The following is a 25,817-nucleotide window of genomic DNA, read 5'->3' as shown; positions in this document are numbered from 1 at the left end:
CCTTATTCTTCTGTTTTTTGTGTTTTAGGTTTACGCAACACTGCGTATATCATTGATAAAAAACCAAACAGGCAAACCACAGGTGCCACCTTGATTCTGCGTACACTGAAAATATCCGGTTCAAAAACCGTTTCGGACGATGTAGGGCCCGTCATCAATAGAAATCCAATAATGACAATCGCCATTCCTATTGCGAGCAAGATAAAGTTCACTTTATCGAAGGCAAATTTCTGTTTGTCAGACATAAGCTTATTTTGTTACAAGTTACTAAATTCCCAACTATATGTTATTCTCCTAAATATAATACAGCGTGTTGGCTCTCATCCTCAGATATTTATTGATAGAGAGGTAAGCGCACAGCCAGGTTATGATCACCCCGAACACCAATACGCTGCCGCATACAATCAGCATGACTTCCGGAGTAATCACCTGAATCAGCTCCTGCTCATAGGTCACCGCCCAATAGGCAGTCCCCATCAATATGGCATCGGCAAGCATACCCGCCAATATCCCGCTCCACACGTTTCTACGCAGGAAGGGCCCCCGTATAAATCCCCAACTGGCACCCACCAGTTTCATGGTATGAATAAGGAATCGTTTGGAATAAATGGCAAGTCGTATTGTATTGTTGATCAAAGCGAAGGAAATGAAGGTGAGCACCACCGCCAGTGCCAGCAGCACAAGGCTGATATTCCGTATATTTTCATTAACGGCATCAATCAGCTCTTTCCGGTAGAGCACATCCTGTATATTGGAATTCTTCTTTATCAGTTTTTCTATCTTCGCAATGCTGTCGGAATTGGCATAATCGGAGTGTAGCTTGATTTCAAGTGAGGCCGTGAAAGGGTTATATCCGAGAAATTCTTCGGGATCTGTCCCCATCGCTTCTGTCTGTTCTTTGAGCGCCTGCTTCTTGGAGATGTATTCGGACTGCTTCACAAAAGGTTCCTGATTCAGCTTCTTCTGAAGTTTCAGAATATCCGCCTCTTTCATGTCATCACTGATGAGAATGGAGAAACTGATATTCTCGCGCACGTACACAGACATGTTGTGCGCCGTGAGCACAAAGAACACGACCAGTCCCAACAGCAATAACACCAATGTCGTACTGATACTGGACGTTATAAATTGCATGTCGAACAGTGACTTCGACTTATATCTGTTTTTATTTCCCATGTGCTATCTTTTTTTCCGGAATACGTAAATCATCGAACTGCTCCGTTCTTTCCGTCCCAAAGTACTGAACCAGGCAAGCGTCCCTACATACATCCCTTTAAGGAAACTGCACGAACTGCCACGATGTTTCTCACTCAGCATCGACACATAAAATGCATCAAACGGCATCGGATGACGCGCCGCCATTATGAAACCATGGCGGGAAGCTAATTGCTGAATAGTGCCGGGAGTGAAATGCCAGAGATGGCGGGGGACATCGTATGCCGCCCAATACTCTCCGTAACGTTCCGCATCGTAAGAGGAACAGTTGGGTACCGCCACAATGAGCATCCCTTTTTCTGTCAGCAACTCACGAAGCATCTCCCATGTCTCATTGAGATGTTCCAGATGCTCCATCACATGCCAGAGGGTGATCACATCGAAACTGCCGGGAGCAAACTCCTGCAAAGCTGATTCAGGCTTTACGTCCAAATCGAAATGCTCTTTGGCAAAGGCACGCGCCTGCGGACTTTTCTCCACTGCCTCCACTTTCCAGCCACGGCCAACCATAGCGTCGGCAAAATAACCGGTTCCCGTACCTATATCAAGCAAACGCCCTCTTTTTCGGTGTGCCTCTCTGGCTACCAGACGCGCCTTGCGGCCCAGCATATAGGAACGTACGTAATGGTAAATGGTATTCATCGCGCCCTTGCGCGTATCAGTGTGGGAGATGTAATCGGGAGTCTCATAATACTTGCCTATTTCTGCTTCTACCGGCACACCTTGCGTGAACGTAAATCCGCAGTCTTCACACGAACACAGCTCAAACTGTTCGCCCGAAGCATAAAAATCCGTACAAGTCATGACGCGTTTCAAGTGCGTACTGCCACACACCGGACAAGCATTTATAATGAGTTTCTCCATTAATTTCTAAGCAAAATTAAGTGCTGCCCCGATTCACAAGACAACACTATTCCCGAATTTGGTGCAAAGAAACAAATAAAAAGTGACGTAACGGGCTTTCGTTAAGTACTTTTAATAATATAACGTTACTCTGACACTTATTTCAAAGTGTACTCCCAAACGGGGAGATGAAATGAAATGTGAAGCAACTTCCCGCAATCAGAACAAAACTTCTTAGTACATGAAAAATGGATAGGAATCATTGTGCAGAATCAGAAATATACAACACAAGTACGGGCTGAACTGGAAAAACGGAAGGAATCACAGTCTGCATATTTTCAAATCACACATATTTTACGTTATAAGAATCAACAAGACAGAAAATAAGGATAAAACATGAAAATAGAACGCATGTGTCACGTCTCAAGTATCAATCTAACATTCTCAGTCCATCCCACAATTGACAATATCCAGAGCAAAACAAACATCCAAAGTACCTTTTATTCTGTTCCTTTAAATGAAGCGAAATGTTTCTCACCGACCAACGAGTCGTTCCTTTAAAACCAACAAGGTGTTTCTTTAAATGAAACGCCTCCTAACATTGCTAGTTATCATGCATATTTCACCTATCTATATCCAAAAACAAGATCATTTATGCATATTCTTGCAGTGTTTTATGCAGTATTTTTTCTATTAGAATGGATTCAAACAATCTTCTTTCAATGATAATCTTAAAAATAGGACATAACTCATTCATGTACATCTTCCTAATCTGCCAGCTATTTGATTGCGCATAAAATTTATTTAATTAACTCTTGTTTCAACCATATCGGCTGTATCATTATTATTGATAAGAAATTCATAAATAGATTTATTATCTCGATAAACAATCCTTTTACTCAAACTTTGAATGATTAAACTATCCATGTGATTAATGTATGCTCTTCTTACTTTTTTACTACTATGAAACCATGCGGATCGAAAAATCAATAACGAAGTATCTCTTTTATCAATATATACCGAGTCTGCATAATTATTAGCATTATAATAGCAACAAAGTTTTATAGGTTCATTTGTTGTATTGACAAGTGATATACTCGTTAATTGGATGCAACTCATTAGAGTTAAAACTAATATAAGATAAAAAAATACTTTCATTTCCAATTTGTGCTGATTATCAATAATTGTTTCGCAAATAAAGCATATATTTCTCATAAAAAAAGGAGGAGAATAAAATTAATTTCCTTCTCCTCCTTATTCTTACTTATAATAAGAACTTCTCCAAGGAATCTTCATCATTCTATTTCTATACTCGTCAGCTTTGTATTCTAATGTCCCTTTTGTTGTGTATACATTGTCCATCGGGTCAAAGAATCCATATTGACTGTATTCTTGAATGGTGCGTCCATAAAAGTTGGCCCATCCCATTTGATTTTGTTGTTGTATATGATAATTCTCATGGAAACGAGTACCTTCTTCGTCGTTTCTAGAATTAACATACATATTCCTACCTAATGTGATTCCACCACCTTTCATGAGTAATGTTGATAATCCTCCACCTCTATATAATCCTTCGGCACCATAGGACTTTTCAACTTTATACGGAGCACCAAATATCACATCCATCGCAATGCTTCTACTAACGCCACTGATAGCTCCCCCAACAGCATCCTGCCAAATCCGATCCGGGTCTTTATATGCGATAGCATTCACCACACCGGAAGTAAGCCCCGTAGCAGTTCCTCTCATTGAATTATAGCCTATTTCAGCCAAACTGTTTGCAAGCTTACCACCATTTACCCCCTTAAAGGTAGGAATTACAATACCAATAGCAGAGCCACCTATGACAGAATAAATATCACTCCAATTCATATCATTTCCAAATATAGCATTGGTCGCCGCAGTATTGGCTACACCGCTAAGCATATTATACCCAACAGAGTTTCCAAAAGTACCTAAAGCCGACAAACTTCCAACAGCACCGAAACCGCCACCAATTGCACCACCAACTGCACCGACACCTACGGACTTCCAAAAATTTCCACTATTCCATGGCTGCCCACTTATCAAGGTTGATACTGAGTAAGTAACCGCTGATGCTCCTGCTCCGATAACAGCTCCCCAACAAATACCATCCAATATTGCTCCTACCGGACCAAGAAAAATGCTAAAGAAAAACTCACCATTCTCATCAACATAGCACAACGGACTATTCATACAGTAACTGTACCGATTGAAAGCCTGCGTGAAATCCAGTATTTGCACATAAGGGTCAGGAGTCAAGAAACGCCCTAACACCGGATCATACAACCGGGCATTCATATTAATCACTCCGAACATTTCCAAATGCTCGTGCCCCGTATAGCCTCTGCCCAGCAGTAATTTCGGAGCTGCACCAATAGTGTAAGCCTTTAGCGTTGAAGGATTACGTCTACATCCCCAGGCATCGAAATTATTTTCCTCCACAATGTTACCCTGTGCATCTGCGATTTGCAAAACACTACCTAAATAGTCACGATGAATAAAGTAAACCGATGATATGTCACCTTTCTTCATCAACACAGCAGAAGCGTCATAATACCCCCCACCAAGATAAAGACGTTCATGCATACCTGTACTGTCAACATCCAGTTCATAGTTGCCACCAAGATAGTAACGGGTCAGCAGATTCCGGGAATTGTCAGAATATTGCATCCGTATGCGGTCATGATTGGCATTATAAGTCAAAACAGCTTTTTGCGTGCCACGTGCGATGACAGAAGGACGCTCGGCAGCGGTATATGTAATATCAATACCGTAATTAATACGATCTTCCGATAAAGGAGCCAGTCCCGTCACTGCATAAGGACGGTTAGGATTTGTATACACCAATTCTCCCGCATCACCTTTCTGACGAATATTACCACAATTGTCATATTTCACCACTTTATCCCCAAAAGTGGAAAGGCGGTTTAAGGCATCATAACCAAAGCTCTCGACCAGACTTCTTGTTACAATTGAACGAATAACTGCGCCGCATTCCTCCAGTGACATTTTTTCAACATTCAAGATGAGATCTATCCAAGGGGCGACTTTAGTCGTGCAATCGTTCTAGCCAAATAACTATTCTGTTGTCAAGCCACTACCTTTAGAAACGACAGAAAAACAAACAAAATATACAATATCATTCAGCATGAAAACAAAGTTTCTTCATGCCAAGATAATACTAAAAGCCCCCAATAGCCAACGAATACCAGAGTAAAAACACTCATTATTATTCGCTCATTGAAATTCCACTTTCATGAAGCCCTATCATTTGTCTAAAATTATCAGCAAACTCAAGATAAGACTTTAGTCCATTATTATTAACTATGTGAGCCTCTCCATTCTCTTCCGATAATTTTTTTAATATATCTATCTCATAATCTTCAAGGTAAGAAGAAGCAGAAAGTTTTTTAATGAATTCATCTATGCATTCCAAAGCGCGCTTGTTATTACCATTCAGATAATGAAATATTGGTAATAAGTAGCCATCTCCTTGACTATATTTACCTATTTCCAAACCATAAATCAATTCTGTTCTATCTGACAGTAAATCAAGATAAGGAAAACCGTAGTTAATAATGGCATCAGCCATACTGTTCGCCTCTTTTGTCACGTCTTCATTATCAGAAAAGCGCCATTCCCTATAAGAATTTTCCGGCATCAAATAGCCAAGAGCAGATCCAACCATAAGACCAACATATTCTGGATATTTTGTTTTTTCCAAATTCCTTAGATGTAATTCCAATTTGTTGACATCCTTATATATAACACCAATAGAAGGATTCAAATATCGGACATGCTTCTCTCCATACGTAGCAATGCCAAATCCTATATTTTGAATAATATCCTCATCAGCCATTCTCACAAAATAGTCATACCCCCTTTTTTTAAATCCATATTTAACTAAACGCTCATTTAATATAGATTTAATTTTTGTCATTTGTTCTTTCATATCAATTATCTAATAAAATATTACAAATATAATTATTTTTTTCAATATCATGGAAGATTATATACAAAACTTATATACTTCCATTTATTATTTACACTCAGCCAGAAGTTCTTTGCAAATAACAATAAACAAATAAGCCTTTACATTTCACAAAAAAGTATCTGACCGAGTATAGGATATTAGAAATAGTGTTTTACTATTATTACATAGTTACCTGTATATGGTATTCCTATGTTATTCTGAAAATGAGGAACTTGCAAAGCATTTCGTCCAACAGGCGTGAATTGTGGATGATTAAAAATCATTTTAGGAAGATTAATTTTCTGATTAGGAGTAAACCCTGCACTAGCACCATTTTTAACTTCAAACAAATGTAACTTACCATCTAGCTCACCAGCAAAATCAAACCTATTACGCACCATAATAGTTTTACCATTAGAAAGAGTATGAGGTAAATCCACGCTAACTTCTGTCTGATATACAGTTCCACCATCTTCTACAAACTCTTTCATAGCTTCTTTTACACCGAGTTGCCCTTTATTATAAGAACTCATAGAAGTGCCATTCATGTTATTAAGTAAAGGATCATCCGGTAATGATTGGAGTACATTACTAGGAGAAAGAGACAAAGCTTCAGGATGCTCAATCACATTTATCGGTGTATTCTTCAACGAGAATGCATTTCTTCCTTGAGCAATATCTTGTCCAGACCATACATTCTGACCTTTAACAAACGACATACCACCGCCAATCAATCCACCTGTGACGGACCCCGCTACAGCACCATTCAATGCCCCCTTAAATCCATTAGACCAAGCATCACCAATATTTCCTCCGCCCATTAATGTATTTCCGGAACCAAGGACGAAACCTGATGTCCCACCACCAACGAACCCCCCAATAGCTCCTCCGATAAATCCGCCACCAGCGAATGCACCTCCCGTAACTGCACCAATAGCACCCGCTGCACCACCAACAGCAAAATACCCAAGCCCCTGCCAAACATTATCAATACTATCCCAATGAGTAGCTACATTGATTACTCCACCAATAACAGCCGCAGCCACAACCCACCAAAACTCACCATTCTCATCAACATAGCACAACGGACTATTCATACAATAACTGTACCGATTGAAAGCCTGAGTGAAATCCAGCATTTGCACATAAGGATCAGGAGTCAAGAAACGCCCTAACACCGGATCATACAACCGGGCATTCATATTAATCACTCCGAACATTTCCAAATGCTCGTGCCCCGTATAGCCTCTGCCCAGCAGTAATTTCGGAGCTGCACCAATAGCGTAAGCCTTTAGCGTTGAAGGATTACGTCTACATCCCCAGGCATCGAAATTGTTTTCTTCCACAATGTTACCCTGTGCATCTGCGATTTGCAAAACACTACCTAAATAGTCACGATGAATGAAGTAAACCAATGATGTGTCTCCTTTCTTCATCAACACAGCAGAAGCGTCATAATACCCCCCACCAAGATAAAGACGTTCATGCACACCTGTACTGTCAACATCCAGTTCATAATTATCACCAAGATAGTAACGGGTCAACAGATTCCGAGAATTATCGGAATATTGCATACGTATACGATCATGATTGGCATTATATGTCAATACAGCTTTTTGTATGCCGTGGGTAATGATGGAAGGACGCTCAGCAGCGGTATATACGATATCAAGATGGGACTTAACAGGGCTTTCTGCCAAAGGAGTCAACCCCGTCACTGCATAAGGATGGTTAGGATTCGTATACATTAATTCTCCAGCATTACCTTTCTGACGAATATTACCAAGGTTATCATATTCCACTATTTTCCCTCCATAACTAGTAAGGCGGTTTAAGGCATCATAACCAAAGTTCTCAGCTAGATTTCTTTTTGTATCGATACGACTCTCCAAGTTACCATTCGAGGCATTGAAATGATAGCTGTAATCGAAAAGGACAGAACCGTCAGCCCGAGTAATGCTACGCTTCACAGGTAATCCCCAATCATTGAAAGTATAACTGCGTTGCATTCCTCCGGAAGTAAGCTTCGTCAGTTGACCTTGCGGATTCTCTTCATCGTGGCGATAAACTATTGTACCATCTGCCAGACGGACTTCCGTCAGGAAACCATTTCGATAGATAAGCTGTTCGGTAGCCAAAGTACCGTTTTGCGATGTATAAGAAACAGAAGCCGGCATTCCATCATCTGTATAGGCATATGTTTTCTGCAACCATTTTCCGTCGGGAGCCTCTTCACGCTGTATTTTCAACCTTCCATATTCATCGTAGGTATTGAGCAGAGCACTGCCATTATTTGATACAGCCGAAAGCAACACATTTTCTGTATCATCATAAGTATAAACAGTAGTCAAATCCAGTGTCGTTTGCTTCGTAAGGCGACCATAGCAGTCATACTCTGTCGTTATCTCACGACCGTCTGCATCCGTTTCCTTACAGATGTTTCCCGCATCGTCATAAGCTGTACGTCTGATTCCCGCACTTGGATCTTTGATAGCGATTCTGCGACCGTACTTATCATAATAGAAACGAGTCTGAACATCTCCCGGAGCCACCGCAAGCACTGGTTGTCCATCAGGACGATAATAATAGACAATACTTCCTGCAGCATCCGTAGTTTGCGTCATCAGTCCCATTACATCATACTTGCGGATACGACGAATACCATTTTCAATAACAGTATCGGTCAAAGCACCGTAAGCGCATGAGTCTACTTTTCCGGATGCATAGTGTATAGAAGTACGACGACCGAACTTATCATACGTATAATCGTTCCAACGTGAAGGCACATTGCCTGTAGTGGGCAGCGATTCTTTTTCCAGCAGACCAGTTTTGGTATTGTATACCTTATCCGTTTTCATTTCCTGACCATCAAAGCGAATCTGTGATATACGAATTTCCCGTTGTAAAAAGTCATAATACGTTTTAGACACAGGTTTTCCGGTCTCAACAGTAGTTATTACATACAATCCCGGCTCTCCTTCTTTGCTCCATGCAGCTGATGTCTGTTTTACACTGCCATCCGGATTATGGGTTCCTACAAGGTTCCCCCAATCGTCATATACATAGCGGGTAGCACGTCCTTTATGGTCAGTACTACTCTGTAAAAAACCGGTTTCCGGATCATAAACATAATCGGTAAACAGTCCCATAGAAGTACTGTCTCTCAATAAATGTCCGTCCAAACTATAAACAAATTCTTTCGACAACCAATCTGTTGATTCATAAGAACATTGCTCCTGTTTAGTCAATTGCAGACGATCGTTATACTCACAGAGTTCTTGAGAAGTAATATTCCCATTGAAAAAATTAGTCTTTCTTACAGGCAAGTACCGATCGTCGTAGTCCGTTCTTACTTCCTGAAAGATGATTGAGTCATTACGGGAACTCTTCGTATGGGCATAATACGGAAGTCCCAATAGATACAGATCACTCCTATCTACATTCTGATAACCATATGACTTCTTTTCCGTATTATGGGCATCATAGGAGATAGATGCACTAACTATTTGACCATAATTATTATATTCATACGCAGTACTCTTTTCCGTCTTGTTGAGAGCATCCTTTACTGTCTCCCTCTCTAATTTCAGGAGCACAGTCTTATCTTGCGCCTTTTCTAACACATATTTGCGTACAATTGTATCGGTAGGAGTTTCTTTTCTCACTTCGGCACTCAGCAATTCCGGATCAAACACGGAAGTCATTGTGCGTTTATTCACGATGTCTTCTGTCTCTATTTTCCTAAAACCACGAAAACCTAAACCCGTCCGGTGAAATACGGCATTCGTATAATTATAATATTCCCACGAAAGCTGCTCATTCCCTTTCAACTTCTTCAGCCATCCCGACACATACAAATGGGGAGTCATTACGGTATACGGATATCTGACATATCCCAACGATGCGTCCGGAGTACTCACATAGCGACTCTCAGGCACTTTCATAATATCCATATAATAATGATTCGAAGTAACTCCGTAGCTATCGGTCAAGTCATGCAGCATACGCGCTTCCGACTCATTATGTGTATAATCATACACATGGAGTTTTTCATTGTCCACACAAATCAGACTTCCCGACCAGTAATAAGATTTAGCCACATTAGCCATAGCAAACTGTGCCGACAGATTATCCATTTGCAATGAGGAACGTATATTAGGAGTCTGACTAATCTTTCCATTCACATTCAGATAAAGATCTATTTTTCCACACACGTTACGCAACAAGTCCGGCCGGCCGTCGCTGTCTACATCTATCAGCATAAAGTTATCTCCCACTGTCTCGTAGAAACTGTAGAACAACTCCTCTGTATGCACCTTGAATCCCGGATTACTATCACTGTAAAATGAATTTCCGGTAGATATCAGAAACTTCCATTGTTTGCCGTTTTCCACATTCCAGTCAAAGACAACCAAATCCCGTTCGGTCACACTTGGATCTACCATACATTCCTGTCCGGAGGAGTGTACATAATGCTTGTATCCAGCCGCACTGGTGCTTTTCAAATTGCTTTCACTATTACATGCGCCATGACAGATACCGTCTCCCAAATGCTTGAATCCTTCCTTGCAATGTACACGGCGGGGCCCCAGAATAATATCCATATTCCCGTCACCATTCATGTCCGCCACCATCAGTTCTCTATCTTTGATAGTAGGACTTTCAAAGTTGAAGTACATGATATTGATAGCACTCGAATATGCCAGTTGCCTGAACCCGTCTCCGGTAAACTCATATACATAAAGACCGTTTATGTTAATCAAACAGATATCCGTTTTGCCATCACCGTTATAATCCATAGGGATCATTCGATCGGAATACAATGCTTTGTTGTCCGTCTGATACAGTGTAAAGTCGAAACATTCTCCGTCGTAAATAGCCTTTCGGCCATTCAGGTCGACCAGTAAGGCGCGTGACAGATATTTGTTTCGATCCGAATCATGACAACTGGATATAGCCAGCAACTCCGTTTTACCATCACCATTGAAGTCACCAAAAAGCACTTGGCGTTCGTGCACATATCCACCCCATTCCGAATATACGTAGTCTGAATGACGATTGGGATCAACGTCGTTTCCATAAACAGAAGCCACCAGCCTATCCGTACCGTTTTCTTCATAATAATTCACTTTTACCGGGACTTCCAGACCATCTCCGTTTACATCAGCCGCAACTAATTGCTTAAAACCCTTTCCAGCCGTAAAAACTACGGGAGAAACTGGATAATCGGATAAATCTTTATATATAAGCAAATGCTGGTCTTCACTATACTCGCCATAAAATACCGGATACGAGATCAGTCCGTCACTCTTTGATGTCCGGCTGAACTTGCCGCGCGACAAGGCAAGAGACCTGTAAGAACTGCCTCCCTGAGCAGAGTTCGGAAAATACCGTTCCAAATAAATAGTATTTCCGCTTAAAAACTCGATGCTCCGTCCGTCACCATACTTGAAAGATAAAGGAGCAAGTTTGCGGCTTTCGGTCTCACAATCCAACTGTACGGGCAGATTCACTCCCCTGTTTTGATAAGAAAGTCGATAACGACGCCACAGCCTACCTTTATAATAAGACTCTACCTTTTCTAACAGACGGCTATATTTAAGTGGCTTTCCGTCAGCATAACGCGTGATATCATCAGTCACATTCCGATAGGTAAATATAACAGAGTCATTATATACTCCTCCAGTTTCACCATACATTATCTTGCTAATATAGGACATATTATCCACTTGCATATATTCGTATTTTATAGACTGTCCTTTGCGATTTACACAGGAAGTCATCACATAGCTGAAAGGAGCCTGCGGAAAAGTCTTGAACAGGACAGTGTTTCCATCCGGATAGCGAGTTTCCAATGCGCCATCTGCCAATTTCTTCACTTTGACAAATCCCTGTTCGGATTGCCAGGTATCCGTGCTTTTCTTCATCAGTCGCATACCATCCAGCATTAATTTATCTTCTGAAGTAGACAACGGGGTAGCTTTTCCATCATAATAAATGCTACCGCTAACATGGTTGATTGCAGACAACCCTCCAATAGTCCATCCATACCCTAGTGCGCTTTCATTCTGCTGGCTGTTATAGCTAAATGACAGTTGCGGCTGAAAACCATCCGGGGCGGAATGAACATTTATAGGTACCTGATAGGTAACGGCACCTGTCGGACTTAAAGCATACTGAACAGGGATTTTTCCCACATCCGTATTATCCTCAGACACAGATGTATGCGCTTGCATTGGTAGAGTCACTAATAGCCCTGCCACTATAATCCTTATTTTTGATATTATATTCATAATTATTTCGTTTTGATAGTTTTTATTCGATTTCCTGACTGATCGTATTGGTATTGTATCGGACAGGTATTAATTTCTTCAGGTTTCATATCCGGTTCTTCCGGGATACCTGAACTTAGATCTGCTATAATAGTCGTTTTAATCTTTCCGTTCCGCACCGACCCATTGCTTCCCTTATATCCGGCAGCTATAAGAAAATAAGTGCCTGCCGGAAGATTAGGGATATGGAGATATGCCGCTCCGTGCGAAGCATATTCGGGAATACCCGCTTCATCAAAGTCATAAGTATCTCCTCTATCAAACATAGCTACAGTGTACATTGCATCGCTATTGTAACCCCATTCGGACTCATCACCCGGGTGGAGCGGAGCTACCAAAAATAAAGTGGTAAATGCAGTTTCCGAATCCCAGTTATGAATTCTAATATCGCCACTCGCAGTCGTTTGTAGCCTATAATACACTGCACACCCATCAGTAATCTCATATGACCCCGTTCTCGGTGAAAAATACCGGTATTGCCCATAAGCAGGCTCACTCGTATTTCGCGTATCAGTAAAAGATGACTGCCCCGCAGATAAAGTCACAGGTATTGCGTCAAGAAATCCAATTCCATTCTTTGGGGGACTTTGAGCAAATAATCCGGAATAAATGAGAGATGCCATCACTATAAAGAATATAATTCGTTTCTTCATTGTTATCTATTTATTTTAATAATTAATGTATAATGATCCCCGCTACACGAGAGCGTCGCACACTTTCGTGGCGGGGAACTGAGTATCTTGACTCAAGCTATTTTCAAAGATTCATCGCATTAGCCCCCAACACGCCTGCCACAGCCGACGCTATCGCGATAACCACCTTCAGGATCATGTCCCATACAGATTTCTTCATTGCCATCATTTACCTCCTTTCTCGTTCTTTAAATAGTTTAGTTTACTCTGTGTTTCTACCGTACCTTCTGCCACAAGTTCTTTAAATTCCTCTTCAGCATCAAAGCACGGACACGCTTTCATCCACTCTTCCGGCTCTATCTCCCCGTTACCGTTCTTATCCGGCGAGAGATCCCGGTGCCCACACACCCGGCAGTCCGGAAACTTCTCAAGCAGCTGATGTACAAGTAGCCGAAGTGCAGCACGCTGTTCCGGAGTCCGGGTATCTGCCGGGCGTCCCCGGCAGTCCAGACCACCTTCATAGCAGATTCCGATACTGTTTGCATTGAAGCCTTTCACGTGTGCACCGATACGTTCGACAGGGCGGGTGAGATGCACCGTTCCGTCTTTGCGGATGTAATAGTGATAGCCTGTTCCGTTGAAACCGCGGCGGCGATGCATCAGGTCGAGAGCCTCCGGAGAGAGCATACGATTCCCCTGCGTAGCGGAACAATGCACCACGATCAAATTGATAGTTCTCATGTGAATTGATAATTTATCAGACAGTTAAGTCATTATTTTTAGTTAAGTCGTTGTCTTAGTTAAGTCACTGCCTTAGTCTAATTGTTGTTTCTAGTTAAGTCGTTGTTTCTAAAAATTCATAATGCAGTATAGTCTAGTCGTCCGTTATGTGTGTTGCGTGTGGCGGTTCGTTATACTGTCGGATCCGGCGCTTCCTCATCGCCATCGTCGGGATTCGGGTCCGGATTTACTTCTCCACCCGGAGCGGCAGCATCAGCAAGATCGAAGCGCATACATTTCACCCCTGTCACCATGGAGCGGGTGGCTACGCTATGATCCAGATTCTTGGTAGTGCAGGGTTGGAAACGAACTGTGAGCGATGCTTGGGAGGCAGACACTTCTTTAGCGGTTTCGACACCCCTGCCACCCGCTATCATCACTATCCGGAAGGTGCCGAGTCCCTCAAGTGTCACGGTCTGAGAAGATTGCAGATGCCGGGTCAGGACGGTAATCAAGTTATCGATGGTGTTCTTTACATCTCCCCGGGAAAGGGATGAGTATTCAGCAATCTCTTCGGCTATGGTCGATGTACCGACATTACCGGTACGGACCACTCTTGGGTAGAATAATTTTTTACCACTTTTACTTACCACACTCGATTGGTACGGTTTGTATAATACAGTCATAATTGTAATAGTTTTTGTTGTTAATAAAATTGTGTTATGTTGTCCTCAAGCTTAATGACACTACAAAGATAAGGGAATGGTTTTACATGAAGAAATTATTTTCAAGAACCGTCTTAAACAAATGAATATTTTTATTTAATTCATTATATATCAAATATTTAAACTCATCAACTATCGTCCTACCGATTCATCACACTTAGCAAATACCGTCCCGGCATCTTGATTTTGCCACAACTGTCACGCAACGCACAAAATCCTTTCCAGACAGGTTCTCCGATTGCCCCGAAGTTGCTTTTTCGGATGATTGCATACTGTTCCATAGGAGGTATACCGTAGAGGCGCATGTTGTAAAGTAATCCATCATAGTTTCGCCCGATACCATCAGTGGGAGGTTGCAGTTCGGAGAGGGTTTCGTTGGTCCATTCCCGACGTTTGGACGGGAGGGGCGCCTCCGTGTTCTTTTCGAGAAAATTCTCCTCCTTTCCTCCTTCCTTCCCTCCTCTTTCTTCTTTTTCCTTTTCTTCTTCTCCTTTCGGGTTTCCGCTTTCCGTATTCCCGCACTCCGCCTCGGGAGAGGAAGGAGAGGGGGAATCTTTTCTATTCTTTGCTACGCTATGCTCTGCTATGCTATTCTGTGCTATGCTATGTGTACCGGATGTTACATTTTCGGGGATAAACGATCCATTTTCAGCCCTGTTAACATTTACTTCCAATTCGTCCGATCTCCCTTGTTCATCGGCAGTAACGGATGATTCCATACTTGTTTCATTAACAGAATTTACAGTTTCACGGGATTGGCTACTCCGGTTGCCCGCTCCGTTCTTCCCGGACGGACGAGCAAGCAGTTCTTCGCTTATCAAGCAATAGGCAGGGTCGAGATGCGAAACATTTCTGCGCTTGGTACTGAAAAGGTACTGACGCTGTATATCGGCAGAAGTCAGAATGCCATACTTGGCGTGGAGCGCAGCGTCGAATATTCCGTACTCCACGGCTAAGGAGACAATGCGCCTGATATCATCACTGGTTTTCTCGTATAGATTGGACGACAGATCTTCGTAGAAAAGCGCATCGGCACACACATAATAACCTTCGCCCGAATAGATATAGGAAAGTACCTCTATCAGTACGGAAAGCGAAGCGTCACCTTCGCGCTTCATGATACGACGCACCAGGCGGTCGTGTATAAAATCGGTATTAAGGGGAAAATAGTCTAGTCCCTGTTTTTTTATTCGTGGCATATCAGCGAGTTTTAAATTGTTATACTTGTTACTTATTACTTGTTACTTATCACTTTTCTCCTCATTCTCTCATCGCTTCTTCTTCCCGTTGCTTCTTACATTTCTGCAAGACGCTCGCCCTTACTACCTGCATGGCGTGAAGAATGAGTTCAGTTCTCTTTTCAGGATCTTCCGTACGGGTGATCACCGGATAGCCGGTACGTTCATTTACATATTGTGTATCTTCTTTCTTTTGGTAGTAGATACGGCTTCTTTCCTTGCGGCAATCTTTGCAGTAGCGGTCGAAACATTGCCGGCGTTTGTTGAAGTAAAAAGCATCCAAAGGGAGCTTGCGTTTGCATTGTCCGCAGTAGTGAGCGGTGGCGTTTTCTAAGTTATTCATGTTATCCATAATCAAAATATTACATAATGTTGACGGTGTGTATGTTTGTATGTTCCCCTATAACAGCTATTTAGAATGATACCGGTCAATTTGCCGGCAAGTACCGGTCAGGCTATTGGCCGGTACCGGTCAAGCTGCCGAATGGTACCCTCCGACAGGTTGGCAAGTACCATTCATGCAGGCGATGTGTACCTTGTCTAAGAGCTATTGAAAACAGCCATTTTACAATTTTCTATAAAATTCTCCTTCATATTCATAGTTATTACCTAATTTATGCCTATTTTTGAAACATATTAAATTTTAAATCGTCACAAATATAATACATGTTTTATACATAAAACAAATAGTTTTTAAAATTAAGAATGTTAAAACAATAAATAAACTGAAGATCAATATAATATAAACATTATTCACACCACTAAAAATATAACAAGAATAATATGGATACATTTCTAGATGTTTCGGGAATAGTAAAGCGCGCCAAGCAGGCGCTCAACTTTAAAAAGGATAGTGAACTGGCCAGTTACTTAGGTGTTTCACGTGCAACATTATCCAACTGGTGCGCCAGAAACCGGATTGACTTTCATCTGCTGCTCAACAAAATGAGAGATGTAGACCTTAATTGGCTGCTGGTTGGGAAGGGTACCCCCAGACATCGAACCAAGTTCTGTGAAAGCGATTTAGTAAGCGGCGAGGTTCAGATGATTCACAATCCTAAAACAGCAGAAGCAATGGATGACCGCAGCGTTACCCTATATGATATTACAGCTGCTGCCAACCTGAAAACGTTGCTCACCAACAAGCAACAATATATGGTAGGAAAGATACAGATCCCAAGCATTCCCCTATGCGACGGAGCCGTTTATATCAGCGGCGACAGTATGTATCCGATATTGAAATCGGGAGACATTGTAGGGTTTAAAGAGATCAACAGTTTCAGCAATCTCATTTACGGTGAAATGTACCTGGTTTCGTTTACGATCGAAGGGGATGAGTATCTGGCAGTGAAATATGTGAACCGCTCGGAAAAGGAGGGATACCTCAAGCTGGTAAGCTACAACGCTCATCACGACCCAATGGATATCCCCTTCAGCACCATCAACGCAATGGCAATCGTGAAGTTCTCCATCCGCAGGCACATGATGATGTAGTTTGACAACCACTCTCCGGCTCTCCCCAAATAATATTATTTAGGCACGGATTTCACGGATTACACGGCTTTAGTTTATTGAAACCGTGTTAATCCGTGAAATCCGTGCCTAAATAGAGAATGATATACTAGACTTCTTCGCCTTTCAACGTAGCCGAACTGGCTTCCGTCACCCGCACATTGACAAAATCACCGATACGATGCGTACCTCTGTCGAACACCACCACACGATTCTGCTCCGTCCGGCCAAACAACTGATCGCGCGAACGCTTGGAAACACCTTCTACCAATACTTCATACGTCTTTCCGATACAGCGCTGGTTGGACTCTGCGGACAGACGGTTCTGCAAAGCGATAATCTCATTCAGGCGACGGACTTTCACATCTTCGGGCACATTATCTTCGAGATGCTTCGAAGCATACGTCCCCGGACGTTCAGAATATTTAAACATAAAGGCGGCATCGTAGCCACATTCTTCCATCAAAGAAAGCGAGAGCTGATGATCTTCTTCCGTTTCGGAATGGAAGCCCGAGAAGATATCGGTTGTCAGGCCGCAATCGGGAACGATACGTTTGATAGCGGCTACCCGGTCCAGATACCACTCACGGGTATATTTGCGGTTCATCAGTTTCAAGATGCGGGAGCTGCCGCTCTGCACGGGGAGGTGGATATGCTTGCACACGTTCGGTACCCGGGCAATTACTTCCAGCGTTTCGTCACTCATATCCTTCGGATGGGAAGTCGTGAAACGGACACGTACGCCCGGAGCAGCTTCAGCTACGGTACGAAGCAACATCGGGAAGGTAACGACTTCACCGGTCGGCTTCTCAAACCGGTAAGAGTTTACGTTCTGTCCCAGCAGGGTAACTTCTTTGTAGCCCTTCGCCACAAGATCCGCCACCTCATTCAGAATGCTCTCTACATCACGGCTGCGTTCGCGTCCGCGGGTATAAGGCACGATACAGTAGGTGCAGAAGTTATTGCAGCCGCGCATGATGGACACAAATCCGGAAATGTGATTGCCGCAGATACGCGAAGGAATCACATCACGGTAGGTCTCAGTCGTCGAAAGGTCTACATTGATCGCTTTCTCTCCGGCTTCTACCGCCGCAATCAGTTCGGGTAGCGTCAAGTAAGCATCGGGGCCCACCACCAGGTCGACATGATGATTCGTAATCAGGTCATCCTTCACCCGTTCGGCCATACAGCCCAACACACCTACAATCAGATTCTTCTTCTTTTTCTTCAGTGAGTGGAAAAACTCCAGACGGTTCAGAATCTTCTGCTCCGCATTGTCGCGGATCGAACAGGTATTCATAAACACAGCATCGGCTTCTTCGAGCGTTTCGGCTACCGAATAGCCTGCCATCTGCATTACCGAAGCAATCACCTCACTGTCTGCCACGTTCATCTGGCAGCCATAAGTTTCGATAAACAACTTCTTGTTGTCATCAGCAGTTGCGGATTTAAAGTCCGCTCCCGTTAATTCGTTCATATTCAAATCTCGTTTTAAATTTGTCCGCAAAGATACGGCTTCGAATTCAATAAGTGGTAAAATGGTACGAAAATAACGCAAAAACTTGTAGTTCAGGCATTATTTTGGTAATTAATGTTAATGGAATAAACATTTGAGGGGCATATCCTTGCTAAATTTAATTTTATTTTTCACATTTGTGCAATGAAAGAAACATTAGATTTTTTCATAGTTAAGGTTTAGGTTAAAAAAATTAAGGGGAGCTGTGAAGCTGCCCTTTTTTCATAACAAAATGTTAGCTCGAATCAGATTTATTGCCTACCTTTGGCGGATAACTATTTAGAAGTGAAACAGAATGGAAGATTTTTTGAAATTTCTCTTGATAGCAGGTGTCATCCTCGTGGGAATATTCAAAGAGGTGAGCAAAAATAACAAGTCGAAAAAGACTCAGAATAAACGCCCCGTCCCACCCACACCATCTCCGGTCGAAGTAGATCCCGATGCTACTCCCATACCCGAATTTTGGGGGAGAGGCAGCAAGGTTTTGGACGATTTCCTCCAATCACTTCCGGTGGAACAGCCCGCTCCCAAACCGGCTCCCAAACCGACACCCAAGAAGAAAAAAGAAGAAATATCTGTAGCCGCATCCATAGCGAACAGTTCCGCACAAGATAAACGAAACACGAAGCAAGGTTCTCATTATGATCATCCCGAAACGGACAACAGCAACCAGGAAGATTTTTCAATCCATTCTGCAGAAGAAGCCCGACGCGCTATTATCTGGGGAGAAATCCTGCAACGCAAGTATTAAGTAATGAACTTTCCAGATTACCGGTAATGAGTTTTTAAGTATTTTGAACATTGAGTATTAACTAACAAATATCAACCGCATTTAACGCGAAATTATACTATTTATGTCATTCAATCGTATTTCGGCAGCAGAAGCTGCAAGCCTGATCAAACATGGCTACAACATCGGTCTGAGCGGATTTACTCCGGCAGGAACGGCAAAGGCTGTTACAGCTGAACTCGCAAAAATTGCAGAAGCAGAACATGCCAAGGGAAACCCATTTCAAGTAGGAATTTTCACAGGTGCATCTACCGGAGAATCTTGCGACGGCGTTATGTCACGTGCAAAAGCGATCCGCTACCGCGCTCCTTATACCACCAACTCCGACTTCCGTAAAGCCGTGAACAACGGGGAAATCGCCTACAACGACATTCACCTGTCACAAATGGCACAGGAAGTACGTTATGGCTTTATGGGCAAGGTAAACGTAGCAATCATCGAAGCCTGTGAGCTGACTCCGGACGGAAAGATTTATCTGACCGCTGCCGGTGGTATCTCTCCGACTATCTGCCGCCTTGCCGACCAGATCATCGTTGAATTGAACGCCGCACACAGCAAATCCTGCATGGGTCTGCATGACGTGTACGAACCGCTCGACCCGCCTTACCGCCGCGAAATTCCTATCTACAAACCGAGTGACCGCATCGGATTGCCTTATATCCAGGTAGACCCGAAGAAGATTGTAGGTGTAGTAGAAACCAACTGGCCGGACGAAGCACGTTCATTCGCTGCCGCCGATCCGTTGACTGACAAAATCGGCCAGAACGTTGCCGACTTCCTTGCTGCCGACATGAAGCGCGGCATCATCCCGTCTACCTTCCTTCCTTTGCAATCGGGAGTGGGAAACATTGCGAACGCTGTACTCGGTGCACTGGGACGTGACAAAACGATTCCTGCTTTCGAAATGTATACGGAGGTGATCCAGAACTCTGTGATCGGTCTGATCCGTGAAGGACGTATCAAGTTTGGCAGTGCTTGTTCGCTGACTGTAACTAATGACTGTCTGGAAGGTATCTACAATGATATGGACTTCTTCCGTGACAAGCTGGTTCTCCGTCCGTCGGAAATCTCAAACAATCCGGAAGTGGTACGCCGACTCGGCATTATCTCTATCAATACGGCAATCGAAGTCGATCTGTACGGAAACGTAAACTCTACTCATATCGGCGGTACAAAGATGATGAACGGTATCGGCGGCTCGGGAGACTTCACCCGCAACGCTTATATCTCAATCTTCACTTGTCCGTCTGTGGCTAAGGAAGGAAAAATCAGCGCTATCGTACCGATGGTGTCCCACCTCGACCACAGCGAACACTCTGTGAACATCATCATCACCGAGCAAGGTGTAGCCGATCTTCGTGGCAAAAGCCCGAAAGAACGCGCACAGGCTATCATCGAAAACTGTGCACACCCGGACTACAAACAGTTACTTTGGGATTATCTCAAACTGGCAGGTGGCAAAGCACAAACTCCGCACGCTATTCAGGCTGCACTTGGCATGCACGCCGAACTGGCCAAAAGTGGGGATATGAAGAATACGAATTGGGCTGAATATGCCAGATAAGGCATGAAACGTCTGTCGTTCATACTTTCATTCGTCGTTTGTATTTGCGTTGCAAATACAAACGACGTTTTTGCACAAAAAAGGGAATTCCAGCAGTTCACAGGTAAGGTAATCAATCTGAAAGGAGAACCTGTGCGCAATGTCAGTATCTATATTCCGGGAGCTGACAGAAGCACCTCTTCCGATATAAATGGAGGCTTTTCTATTGAAGCCAAACATAAAGAGACGCTCCATTTCTCACATATAGGTATGAAAGATGTGCTGTTACAATTGAATAAAGATTTTCCATCGGAACTTTTTGTGCGAATGGAGCCGGACACTTTTCAAATTCATAATATATTTATTCGAAAAAAGCAAGTTATTAAGGTGAAGCCCGAAGATATGCCTGAGCAAACGCTCATTAATGTTATAATCAACAATCCCGACTTCCCGGGAGGATTAAGCGGGCTCGATGAATTTATCAAGAAAAACATACAATACCCGGAAGAAGCTTTTCAGGCAGGAGAAGAGGGACAAGTCACCGTAGAATTTACTATCGACGTAAACGGATATGTCAGCGATGCAAAAGTTACCAAAAGCGTATCTGCCAGCTTAGATAAAGAAGCATTACGCATCATCGAATCGATGCCACGATGGAAACCGGGTATGCAACTGGGGCGTCCTGTAGCAGTCTGTATGTCTGTTCCTATAAACTTTGTCATTGAGCAAGACTACCAAGTCATTGATTGAGCAAAAGCCGGCAAACAGAAACATGGACCTATAGAGCTCCTTTTACCTCTTAAGCCATCCCCCTCCGGACCTAAATAATATCTACATCATCCTTCCAACAGGAAAACACTATTTGCACGGAACAGTTGCCAACAAGTGAAACGGATAGTTGCCTTCGGCAACCGTCATTCCGTTTGCAGCATAACATTCACTATCCGGGTCCGGCAGATTTCGTTGTTGCTGTAAGAACTCGATAGAGATAAAAGCTGGTTCTGATTCCCGTTCTATTCGATCCGGCTTGACACGCTCTCCCGGAAGTTTTGTATCCTTAGATCTTGGGGCAGCTTGCGAAGCGACCAAAGATTGGGAAGGCACTTTTACCTCCCGATAAACGGTATCCACCCGCTCATGCACAATGATCACCGTATCTGTTACAGCAAGCCTGTCCGTATCGGTCTCCCGACTATCCGGGGTATTGGAAACACCATAACCAATGATACACCCCAGCAAACAGGCAGCTACCAACCACCAGGGAGAAATCTCCGAACGTTTTCCATATTTATGCTTCTCCCCGAGAACGCCCCTGCCGAATGGCTTCTGCTTCACTTCCATCTTTTCACCTTTCTGCCTTTCTTTAAGAGTCCGTGCAAAGACAGAATAAGGAACCGGAGGCTGGGCAGACTTTTCCTGCTCATACTGCTCTTTAGCAGAGCGAATCAACTGTTGCATCTCCTGCGATTCTTCCAATCTTTCTAAATCATCACTTTTCATATTCATCTATTTTTGGGGATTATAATCTGATAAAGAACGCTGCAATACTTTCAAAGTATAATATAAGCGAGATTTTACTGTACCTTCCGGACAACACAGGACTTGGGCAATCTCCTGTACCGGAAGTTCTTCCTCATAACGGAGCGTATATGCCGCCCGTTGTTCGTCTGTCAATCCTGCAAGCGCTTTCTTCAACTGCCGGTCGAAAACCTGCCGATCGTGCACAGCCTCAAACTCAGGTGAAGAGCAACTATCTTCTTCATTCGTATACGACTGTTGCAAACGGTACTCGTCTACTATGTCACGGTGGCGGTACTCATTTTTGCAAAGATTATATGCCATCGAAAAAGCCCATGTAGAAAACTGCTTTCCATGCTGATAACTACCTCTGGCTTCATAAATCCGGAGAAACAACTCTTGCAGGAAATCGTCTGCCAATGCTCCGTCCGCCGACAGCATCCGTATAAAGAAACCTTTGAAGCGGGGAGCATAGCGACAATAAAGCTCTTCGAATGCTTTCTCGTTGTCTCTGAATACAAAGCGTTCCATCAGCTGTTCATCTGTTTCGTCGCGTTTGAAAGAACTGAATAATGTCATGGTTCCACTGGATCAATTAGTTGCTGGTATTCCTCTTTAATACTGTTAACAGTAACCGTAGCAGTTCCCTGTTTTATCATATTCTTTATACGATCAGCAACTGCCTTCATTAACTTATTAAACTCAGCTCTCTCCACACTCACAATCTCGTCTTCTTCTCTTCTATCTAAAATTCCCTGTAACAAGTGCCGCAACTTTATTGCTTGATTCTTATCGCCACTTGCATCGTAAAAGCGCAAAAGCGGAGAAAGAGATACGATGTAATTTTTTGAATAATTAATGCCGGAAAAATAGACCGAGGAATTTTGAACCAAAGGTTGCCGCAAACAGTCCAACAAATATTTCTGCTCATAATTCTTCCGAATCACAGCTAAGTTATCATAAGGTTTTGTAGAATATCGAAATACTAGTCCTTCCGAGTAAAGGCTGTCTTTCAGTTCTTTCAAATACGAAGTTGAGGTAAACTGCGGATAATATACCGGACGGTTTTTCTTAACAGTCAGATACCATGCTCCCGGATTATTTCTTCCTTTCCACTTAGGAGAAGTTTCCGAATCCCATGAACATGATTTAGAATTTCCACCTGCCATTGTTTTCCAATCAGGAAGTTCTTCCGAATCCATTCCTATCTCTCTCCAAAATTCACTTTCTGAAGAAGGATGATTAAAATCGTCCGCATCTACAATCTGAACATTCTTAAAAAGTCCTGCCCCATATTGAAGCAGATAATGATAACATAAAGTAGCATAAGCACCAGAAACAAATATTGCATTTTCCTGCAATCCGACAAGTTCATTATAACAGTAAGACAAAAGATCATGAGAATATAAACCGCTAGAGTACCACTCTTTACATATTTCCTTTATTTTATCTGTCTGACCTGCACGCTGACAACGTATAATATCATTCACATAATCGAGTTCACTTGTACGCTTCAAAGAAAAAAGCTTTTGCAGAAGAACCTCTTCCTTCTTTTTATCCTTTGCTTGATCCAGCAAACGCTGGTAACAAAATCGGGTATCGGGCACACACTTCTGCATTTTTCTGAAAGCTTTGTGGCGTTCTTTATCCAGCTTCTGCTTCTGTAGTGAATCCGTTTCTTCCCAATATTCGGCATCACATGCAGACAAATAGTTTTCCCATGCCCGCACATCTTTCTTATCCTTCATCACTTCTGCTTTCCAACCTTCTTTTTGAGCTTGATACCAGTCTTTTCCTAACGGGAAAGGCATTCTTTCGAGCAAACGAACTTCTAATAGCTCTGTCTCAACAGACTGAGCAAACAAAGCCTGCCCAAAACTTACCAACAGGAATAATATATAAATGAATTGTTTCACAATCTTTTTAATGGGGATAGTTTAGAAATTAATACTTTTCAGATAACGCTCACGCACTTCATCACTATAATAATCTGCTTTCTTAACGATAGATTCCAGCAAAGAATAAAGCTTATCATAATGAGTCACATCACCAGACTCCTTATAAAACTGAAGAAGAGATTTGAAAGCCGGTACATAATAGATGCTAAGCATTTTTACTCCTTTAAGATCAAGACAAACATCTGTCAGTGTCTCCGGATAAAACGTTTCATATAAGTAATCCAATAAATAGGTATTCTCGAAATTACGACGCATGACAGCCAGATTATCATAAGGTTTGGAAGAATATCTCATTAATAGCCCTTCACCATATAAATGGTCTTTCAATAAATTCTTCACAGCTTCGTTGGTTGAAACAGAGATATAAATGGGACGTTTGGTATATTTGGCAATATGTTCTATGCGTTTTTTCATTTCATTGGCAAATGTCATTGTTGGAGTTTTACTTTTATAAAACTCCGGATCAGCATCTTTGAATTCCGGTATGCCCAGTTCCTCTGTCAGCTCATTCATTGAGAACGGAGTAAGCATCAAAGCAGAGAAGATCACTTTCTTATCGTTAAACAATCCCTTTCCATATTGAAGCAGATAACTTGCAAACAACGTCCAATTAGCATCAGTAAATATTAACGCATCTTTTTCTGCAGAAATCAATTCATTATAGGTATAATTCAAAGACTGGAGAGGGTACGTACCTGATTGATACCATCGGATAGAAACATCCTTCAACCTATTCTTATTATGAAAGGACAGAGCCATATAAGTAGGATAATGCATAACAGCATCAGGCCACTTATCCATGATTTCATCGAAACTCATATCACTTTTACTAAAAGGCAAAATCATATTTTGTATCAAAGCATAAGTAGCAGTATTAGGTATGTATTTCTTCACTTTGACCATCATTTCATTGATTTCCTTTTCGATGCTATCGCCGGGAGTAAGCGATTTGAGTGTTTGGATCGTTCGTACATAGCGCATCCATGCTTTCTCATCTTTTGGATTTTCATCGGTGTGCTGTTTCCACTCGCGGGCCTGATTCTGAATCACAGAAATTTGAGACGCAATAGAGTCTGGCACCCAGACCGCTTTTTTTTGAGAATAAATCTGTTCGCCGTAAAAACACAGCATAATAAGTAACAGATATTTGATAGCTTTCATTGTTTACTCTTTTATTTAATTCAACATTGCTTAATTAGAACCGTTCTGACAAAGCATACACGCCAATAAAGCAAACGTTCAAATAAAAGAGCATTATTTTAAGCAGGTATTCACTTT

The 25,817-nt window shown here is 42.4% G+C and carries 21 protein-coding genes; 4 read left to right on the top strand and 17 right to left on the bottom strand.

The window, feature by feature from the left end:
- Positions 1-2: 2 nt before the first annotated feature.
- The 12 genes from BLW31_RS09385 to BLW31_RS09330 all read right to left on the bottom strand — a co-directional run bounded on the left by BLW31_RS09385 (position 3) and on the right by BLW31_RS09330 (position 16,045).
- Positions 3-245 (bottom strand): DUF3098 domain-containing protein, encoded by a 243-nt coding sequence (locus BLW31_RS09385; protein WP_010535956.1) that lies wholly within the window; start codon positions 243-245, stop codon positions 3-5.
- 49 nt (positions 246-294) lie between these two features.
- Positions 295-1,176 carry a cell division protein FtsX gene (locus BLW31_RS09380; protein WP_010535955.1) on the bottom strand — a complete coding sequence of 294 codons (882 nt, stop codon included), beginning with the start codon at positions 1,174-1,176 and terminating at the stop codon, positions 295-297.
- A 3-nt stretch (positions 1,177-1,179) separates the two neighbouring features.
- Entirely contained in the window at positions 1,180-2,079 is a 900-nt protein-coding gene (locus tag BLW31_RS09375; RefSeq protein WP_010535954.1) for a methyltransferase domain-containing protein, read from the bottom strand.
- 1,239 nt (positions 2,080-3,318) lie between these two features.
- A complete protein-coding gene (locus tag BLW31_RS09365) occupies positions 3,319-5,091 on the bottom strand; it encodes an RHS repeat domain-containing protein (RefSeq protein ID WP_074759530.1) in 1,773 nt (590 codons plus the stop codon).
- Positions 5,092-5,311: 220 nt separating this feature from the next.
- Entirely contained in the window at positions 5,312-6,034 is a 723-nt protein-coding gene (locus BLW31_RS09360) for a hypothetical protein (protein WP_109115110.1), read from the bottom strand.
- A gap of 179 nt (positions 6,035-6,213) precedes the next feature.
- Positions 6,214-12,348 carry an FG-GAP-like repeat-containing protein gene (locus BLW31_RS09355; RefSeq protein WP_083377997.1) on the bottom strand — a complete coding sequence of 2,045 codons (6,135 nt, stop codon included), beginning with the start codon at positions 12,346-12,348 and terminating at the stop codon, positions 6,214-6,216.
- A gap of 2 nt (positions 12,349-12,350) precedes the next feature.
- Positions 12,351-13,040, bottom strand: coding sequence for a hypothetical protein (locus tag BLW31_RS09350; RefSeq protein WP_010535951.1), 690 nt, complete (start codon positions 13,038-13,040; stop codon positions 12,351-12,353).
- 103 nt (positions 13,041-13,143) lie between these two features.
- On the bottom strand, positions 13,144-13,239 hold the full coding sequence (locus tag BLW31_RS24450; protein WP_149931992.1) for a smalltalk protein: 96 nt from the start codon (positions 13,237-13,239) through the stop codon (positions 13,144-13,146).
- Positions 13,240-13,244: 5 nt separating this feature from the next.
- Positions 13,245-13,760, bottom strand: a complete 516-nt coding sequence (locus BLW31_RS09345; protein WP_010535949.1) for an N-acetylmuramoyl-L-alanine amidase — start codon at positions 13,758-13,760, stop codon at positions 13,245-13,247.
- 170 nt (positions 13,761-13,930) lie between these two features.
- A complete protein-coding gene (locus BLW31_RS09340) occupies positions 13,931-14,425 on the bottom strand; it encodes an HU family DNA-binding protein (protein WP_022301302.1) in 495 nt (164 codons plus the stop codon).
- 179 nt (positions 14,426-14,604) lie between these two features.
- Positions 14,605-15,663: a DUF4373 domain-containing protein gene (locus tag BLW31_RS09335; RefSeq protein ID WP_010535947.1), complete on the bottom strand. Its 1,059-nt coding sequence runs from the start codon at positions 15,661-15,663 to the stop codon at positions 14,605-14,607.
- A 61-nt stretch (positions 15,664-15,724) separates the two neighbouring features.
- Positions 15,725-16,045: a hypothetical protein gene (locus BLW31_RS09330; RefSeq protein ID WP_029425157.1), complete on the bottom strand. Its 321-nt coding sequence runs from the start codon at positions 16,043-16,045 to the stop codon at positions 15,725-15,727.
- Between the two features lie 440 nt (positions 16,046-16,485).
- Between BLW31_RS09330 and BLW31_RS09325 the strand changes: the two genes are divergently transcribed.
- Positions 16,486-17,196, top strand: coding sequence for a helix-turn-helix domain-containing protein (locus BLW31_RS09325; protein WP_010535945.1), 711 nt, complete (start codon positions 16,486-16,488; stop codon positions 17,194-17,196).
- Positions 17,197-17,323: 127 nt separating this feature from the next.
- On the opposite strand, the gene miaB is transcribed toward BLW31_RS09325, so the two are convergent.
- Positions 17,324-18,691, bottom strand: coding sequence for a tRNA (N6-isopentenyl adenosine(37)-C2)-methylthiotransferase MiaB (gene miaB / locus BLW31_RS09320; RefSeq protein WP_010535944.1), 1,368 nt, complete (start codon positions 18,689-18,691; stop codon positions 17,324-17,326).
- Between the two features lie 334 nt (positions 18,692-19,025).
- Between miaB and BLW31_RS24445 the strand changes: the two genes are divergently transcribed.
- The 3 genes from BLW31_RS24445 (at position 19,026) to BLW31_RS09305 (ending at position 21,813) form a co-directional block, all read left to right on the top strand.
- On the top strand, positions 19,026-19,481 hold the full coding sequence (locus BLW31_RS24445) for a hypothetical protein (protein ID WP_010535943.1): 456 nt from the start codon (positions 19,026-19,028) through the stop codon (positions 19,479-19,481).
- A 103-nt stretch (positions 19,482-19,584) separates the two neighbouring features.
- Positions 19,585-21,084, top strand: coding sequence for a butyryl-CoA:acetate CoA transferase (locus BLW31_RS09310; RefSeq protein WP_010535942.1), 1,500 nt, complete (start codon positions 19,585-19,587; stop codon positions 21,082-21,084).
- 3 nt (positions 21,085-21,087) lie between these two features.
- The gene (locus BLW31_RS09305) at positions 21,088-21,813 is read left to right on the top strand and encodes an energy transducer TonB (protein ID WP_010535941.1); all 726 of its coding nucleotides are present in this window, start codon (positions 21,088-21,090) and stop codon (positions 21,811-21,813) included.
- A gap of 108 nt (positions 21,814-21,921) precedes the next feature.
- Here BLW31_RS09305 and BLW31_RS09300 read toward each other — a convergent pair whose 3' ends face one another.
- Genes BLW31_RS09300 through BLW31_RS09285 form a run of 4 tightly spaced genes read right to left on the bottom strand, consistent with a single transcriptional unit; the run spans position 21,922 to position 25,700 of the window.
- Positions 21,922-22,569, bottom strand: coding sequence for a hypothetical protein (locus BLW31_RS09300; protein ID WP_010535940.1), 648 nt, complete (start codon positions 22,567-22,569; stop codon positions 21,922-21,924).
- A complete protein-coding gene (locus BLW31_RS09295) occupies positions 22,570-23,160 on the bottom strand; it encodes an RNA polymerase sigma factor (RefSeq protein ID WP_010535939.1) in 591 nt (196 codons plus the stop codon).
- The gene (locus tag BLW31_RS09290) at positions 23,157-24,497 is read right to left on the bottom strand and encodes a hypothetical protein (protein WP_010535938.1); all 1,341 of its coding nucleotides are present in this window, start codon (positions 24,495-24,497) and stop codon (positions 23,157-23,159) included. Before BLW31_RS09290 ends, BLW31_RS09295 begins: the two co-directional genes overlap by 4 nt.
- Before the next feature lie 21 nt (positions 24,498-24,518).
- Positions 24,519-25,700, bottom strand: coding sequence for a hypothetical protein (locus BLW31_RS09285; protein WP_010535937.1), 1,182 nt, complete (start codon positions 25,698-25,700; stop codon positions 24,519-24,521).
- Between the last annotated feature and the right edge of the window lie 117 nt (positions 25,701-25,817).

The organism is Bacteroides faecis MAJ27, from assembly GCF_900106755.1.
In the GTDB taxonomy this organism is placed as follows: Bacteria; Bacteroidota; Bacteroidia; order Bacteroidales; family Bacteroidaceae; genus Bacteroides; species Bacteroides faecis.
The sequence above is the reverse complement of the archived record's forward strand: the minus strand, read 5'-3'. Positions and strand labels throughout refer to the sequence as shown.